Annotated in this window: 6 protein-coding genes and 1 pseudogene; 3 read left to right on the top strand and 4 right to left on the bottom strand. The window is 38.0% G+C overall.

What is annotated here, in order from left to right; all coding sequences use genetic code 11:
* Positions 1 to 274: DUF6078 family protein (locus HMPREF9144_RS10770; protein ID WP_257009655.1), on the top strand; the 274-nt coding region annotated here is incomplete at its 5' end.
* Between the two features lie 409 nt (positions 275 to 683).
* Entirely contained in the window at positions 684 to 1,265 is a 582-nt protein-coding gene (locus HMPREF9144_RS10765; protein WP_050795217.1) for a hypothetical protein, read from the top strand.
* 58 nt (positions 1,266 to 1,323) lie between these two features.
* Here the strand turns inward: HMPREF9144_RS10765 and HMPREF9144_RS10760 are convergent, their stop codons facing one another.
* From HMPREF9144_RS10760 to HMPREF9144_RS10750, 3 genes and pseudogenes are all read right to left on the bottom strand, one after another.
* Complete coding sequence (locus HMPREF9144_RS10760; protein ID WP_006046098.1) at positions 1,324 to 1,842, bottom strand: DUF1643 domain-containing protein; 519 nt, start codon at positions 1,840 to 1,842, stop codon at positions 1,324 to 1,326.
* A gap of 12 nt (positions 1,843 to 1,854) precedes the next feature.
* Positions 1,855 to 3,126, bottom strand: coding sequence for a PDDEXK nuclease domain-containing protein (locus HMPREF9144_RS10755; protein ID WP_006046097.1), 1,272 nt, complete (start codon positions 3,124 to 3,126; stop codon positions 1,855 to 1,857).
* A gap of 52 nt (positions 3,127 to 3,178) precedes the next feature.
* Positions 3,179 to 3,598 (bottom strand): annotated as a pseudogene (locus HMPREF9144_RS10750) (Arm DNA-binding domain-containing protein); the annotation flags it as partial.
* 480 nt (positions 3,599 to 4,078) lie between these two features.
* Here HMPREF9144_RS10750 and HMPREF9144_RS14100 point away from each other — a divergent pair.
* Complete coding sequence (locus tag HMPREF9144_RS14100) at positions 4,079 to 4,471, top strand: IS1/IS1595 family N-terminal zinc-binding domain-containing protein (RefSeq protein ID WP_442512531.1); 393 nt, start codon at positions 4,079 to 4,081, stop codon at positions 4,469 to 4,471.
* Between the two features lie 54 nt (positions 4,472 to 4,525).
* On the opposite strand, the gene HMPREF9144_RS10745 is transcribed toward HMPREF9144_RS14100, so the two are convergent.
* The coding region (locus HMPREF9144_RS10745; RefSeq protein WP_006046095.1) for a GLPGLI family protein at positions 4,526 to 4,983 on the bottom strand (458 nt) is incomplete at its 5' end.

Below are 4,983 nucleotides of genomic sequence, written 5' to 3'. Positions count from 1 at the left end.
ACTCGACCATAAAGAACGCTACGCATGGGGCATTTCTCGCATCTACGACAATGTGCGCACTGCCGACCTGCGAAGGGTTCGGTTGAGCGTTATGCAATGTTTCGGTTCTGCCACTTATTACCACGTTAAGGAACAACTCCGCGCCATTACTGAGGAAGAGCAACAGAACATTCGCAATGCCTTCATCATAAACGGATACGACGGCAAAAGCATCGAGTTCGACTACTATGAAGAACATTATCCTACACTTATGCGTATGAAACGCTACAAATAAGTAGCTCCCCTACTCTTCTCTCTTACCACTCGCCCTTCATTCTGTATATCTATGTCTTTCATATAAGTCTTTCTATATTATACACATCGGTATAATGAATTATATGAATAGGTATAACTGATTATATCATTGAGTATAACAAATTATACTAACGTGTATAATCTTGTTGATAAAGGCTGTGAAGACTACATCATATAAATATAACGTTTGTTGTATATAAACATATTGATGAAGATTGTTGAAGGCATAAGCTACTCGTGAATATCTCGAAAAGATGGATATTAAAGATGCGCATACATTATTGGGCTGCCCTTGATAAGGAATACCCATATACCCGCATCATTTTCAATCGGATAGATAATAACAGTAAGCTATTCTTCGTTGCAACGACCGCTTCAGAAACGAGACGATTTGTAGAGCACTGTATTCTTGCAGAACGGCTATTAATCCAAAGAGAGATAGCGTTAAAACACAAGAAACAGTGCAAATCCATCTCTCAAAAGAAACTCAAGCCAAAATCAAAGAACATCAACTTTTTGTTTTGGAGGCACTATCGCAATCAAACAAGAAACTTGTCCCGAAGTTTGAAACCTTACAACAGCTCATCCGTGAGCAACAAAAGCCTGTAGAATATAAGAACTACTCGCTATTTGCAAGCGTGCAATTATCAGAGCGTGTACTGCTCTTATTGGTTTGTGGGCTAGTCATAGTGAGTTGCTGGTTCTTCGGTATGGGAGCCAACAAGCTGCAAACAGCCTCTGATTACGACCTACGTTACCGCTATCTGCGTATGCAAGGCAAAGCTACCGCTTCTGACTTCGCACATCTTGACAGCATATTTATCATACATCGCAATCCCAAAGCGATTCAGCAGATGCAACAGAAGGTTGTTTATTATGAGCAAGCCTTGCAAATGCAAGCGGAATTGTTGCTACAACAGAAGCGTATTACGGAAGAACAAGGAGAATTGAAGAAGCATTTGAAGAAATAGAAATTACTCCAAGAAATTGATTCGTACAGCTTCTTGGAGTAATTGATATATGTATCTTTTAAAGATAACTGTCAATGTCAAAATTCTTTAGTCCGAAATCATAACGAGCATAAAGAGGATGCCTTGGCTGTCCTGATTTTGTTAACTCTCCTATTTGCTTCCAGCTAATTTTTCGCCCTTTTTCTTGAAGTATATTGGCAATATCTCTAAAGCAATCTAATAAATAATTTCTCTTATATATAAGATTACCCCAAGCAACAAGAACATCCAAATCATTATATGTCTTAAAGAATTCTTTTATAGCATCAAGATTATTCTGATGAAGGATTTCATCCCTCTTATTATGTACACCTTTGAAATTTGTAGACCTCTGAGCATATAGATTTAGCATAACAAAACCATCGTAACTATTAAGTTCTGCAAATCCCATAACTTTTCTCACTGTAGGATCAGGGTGTTTTTCATTTGCTGTACTTGGATTGACTCCAATTACCACTAAGGGCCTTGTACATCTACTTGCTAATACATAACGATGGGTTTCCTCATCGCCAATCATTTGTTTAATCTGATAATCCATAATTTTAATTTATTATATATTCATTATTCGATTTAGTTCTTCCTCAACCTCCTCCACCGTAGGTAAAGCAGATTTTAGATTGTCAGGGATTGCTTTTGATAGTTGATAATCACTCACACCAATAGGCTGATCATAGCCAGAAAGAGCATATTGTGCCACCACTTTATCTCCACCATTGCAGAGGAGCAAGCCGATGGTCTTGTTGTCGTGCTCGCCACGTAGGGTGTCATCTACTACATTAATGTAGAAATTGAGTTGCCCCATATATTCGGGCTTGAAAGGTGTGGCTTTGAGTTCGATAACTACGTATGCATGCAGTTGGATGTTATAGAGGATGAGGTCGGCATAAAAATCAGAGTCGCCCACTTCAAAATGCTTCTGCTGTGCCACAAATGCAAAGCCACTACCCATTTCCAAAAGATATTTGGTGATATGAGATACCAATTGTTGTTCAAGGTCTCGTTCTGCCATTTTATTTGTCTGTCCCATCATATCAAATATATAAGGGTCCTTCATCAGATAATTGGCAAGGTCGCTTTGCGGTTTGGGCAATCGTGCCGAGAAGTTACTCACTTTCTTTGCCGTGACCTGTCGAGCGAAAAGATTGGTCTCAATCTGCACCTGCAGAACATTGCGACTCCATCCATTAGCAACCGCTTGTGTAATGTACCAATAGCACTCGCCCAAAGGGAGTTTACTATTAAGCAGAATAACATGGCTCGCCCAGTTAGTGCGAACAATAGCGGAATGCTTGAATATTTCCTCTATCTGACTGATGTCGCAGTGATAGATTGTTGACAATGTTTCAGTAACTTCCTCTAATTGTGCAACAGGCTGTTGCATAATTGTATTCGATTGATTTTCTGTGGCTTGAATTAGTGCAACAGGTTGTTGCACAATTTGATTGAGTTCGTTTGTCAGACTTAAAACCTTCTCTACAGTAGGAGTTGTGAGTAAGCTATCTATCCTGTCCATCTCTTTCAGCACTTCCAACGGATAAGCACTGGCAAACTGGCACATATAGAAGATATTTCTGCGAGAATAGCCTTTCTTATCTGGATATTTAGAACGTATCGCCTTGGAAAGATTATCTATGACTTTGCTTCCCCAACCTTCTTTTTTTTGGAGGTAGAGAATAAAATGCCCTACTTTCCAATAGTGGAAGAGCATATCTGCATTAGCCGAAGCAACCACGCGCACTTGTGTATGCTCGAGGTCTGTACCAATAGCTTGAACAACGAGGGATAAATCTTGTTTCTCTGCTTTATTTATTTCTTGGCTCATATTATTTCGGTGTTATAATTGATTGAATTTACTCATGGCATTTGCTTTGATGTCGTCTGCAATCTCTCACAAACTCATCGAATACCTTGTAGAAAACATTAGGTGTTGATTTTCTCTGTTTGACTTCTTCTATAGGTCTGTGCAGCGCATTGAATGCCTCTTTAATTTGTTCAGGGGTTGGCATTATTTCTTCTACTTCAAACTTTTTGAAGATTTCCTGCACCTCTGTATAATAGCCCAAAAGTGAAGCATTGATTTCAGAAGCTGATTGTTTCAGTTTGTTCGTGCAACCATTTCTTACTCGCTGCTTATCAGAATCCCATTTCGCAACATCAATACGATAACCTGTTGTGAATTCAATTCGTTTGGATGCAAAATTAACACGCATACGGATAGGTACATTCTCAACAATGAGAACTCCGTCCTTTTTCTTGCTTTCCAACGTGAAGATAATATTTCGTTTGATATTCATGCTTTTGGGTGTATAGATTTCTGCACCCAAAATTACACCCAAAAATTGATTCTACCAAAGATTTCCCATAAAATCTTATTTTATTAGTATTCTACTTAAAGGGCTATTATACAACAGATTGAACATTTATGATACTATTTAAAGGTTCAAGAGAAAGAACCTCTCTCTCCGCTTTAGGTACTCTGAACAGACCAACAGAGAAATCCTAACAAAAACGTAAGTATCATAGCTACAAGTAGTTATGATACTTTTCTTTTATATCCATTCTTCTTCTCAGAGTACGTACAGAGGGGGTAAATACTCCCATAATACTCTACAATGGCTACAATCTGGCTACACTTTTTGAGGCAAAACAAAAATTGTAGCCAAGAGTTCGTACAGAGTACGCATAGAGTACACGCAAATTGCTGTTATTCAAATAAATATGTCGAACTTTGGCCTATATGAAAAAAATGTGCTTAAAATCCTTGTAACTATCTAATAATCATTATCTTTGTTCTATTTATATTTTTATGGCAAAAAATCTGCTTTTATTGTGGGTCAAAATCAACTATAAAACGTGGTCATCTTAATGGTAGTCAACGCTGGTATTGTAAGTGCTGTAAGAGGAGCTTTGTTGGACATAAGCGCCTTACCAATACCATTGTCAATAATCGTTATTCCAAGGGTAATCTAACAGTCAAAGATCTATCAGAGGAGTACGGAGTTTCAACCAGGACAATTTATAGAAAACTCACCAAATCTTATAAAGAAGAACTTCCCAACCTTCTTGTTCGCCCTGTAGTGGTTTTAATGGATCCCACCTATTGGGGACGTAATTTTGGTGTCGTTATCATGAAGGATTCATTGTCTGGTGATGTACTTTGGTTTTAATTTATTAAACGCATCAGTTGCTTTACAACTGATTTTGACATATTGATTTGATTTTTATTCATCTTCAATCTCTAACGATTTGTATGGAATGGTATAACTATCCACATCATTTGATTTCTTTACTTTTCCATTTTTATCAAGCATTGTGATTTTTCCTCCACCCATACTTGCAGAGATGAAAGATAGCGGTGATTTGAATATGCGAGCGATTGTTTTACTCGCTTCTTCTACCGAGCATTTTTTCTCTCCTTCATATTTGTATGTCAATATCTGGGCGTTTGATCTTTCAAAGCCAATAGCCTCCCAAATATACTGTTCTTCACTATCTTGTATTCTTAAAATTAATCCAGGGAGACCACCGAATTTATATGGTCCAAATGGCAACGGGATTTCTTGAGTGTACCATGCAGTATAATTTCTGCCTGCAAAAGAGACTGTCGCCTTCGAGCATGGGTAGCCGATAATCGTGTCTGTTCCCTCTATGAATTTCCAATTGAATTGAGGCAGGTCTT

The organism is Prevotella pallens ATCC 700821 (genome assembly GCF_000220255.1).
Lineage (GTDB): Bacteria > Bacteroidota > Bacteroidia > Bacteroidales > Bacteroidaceae > Prevotella > Prevotella pallens.
This window is presented reverse-complemented; position numbering and strand designations above follow the sequence as displayed.

Bases quoted from the DNA above. Each gene is read 5' to 3' on its own strand.
- HMPREF9144_RS10760 (WP_006046098.1), bottom strand. From the start codon at position 1,842: ATGGATTATCAGATTAAACAAATGATTGGCGATGAGGAAACCCATCGT.
- HMPREF9144_RS10755 (WP_006046097.1), bottom strand. From the start codon at position 3,126: ATGAGCCAAGAAATAAATAAAGCAGAGAAACAAGATTTATCCCTCGTT.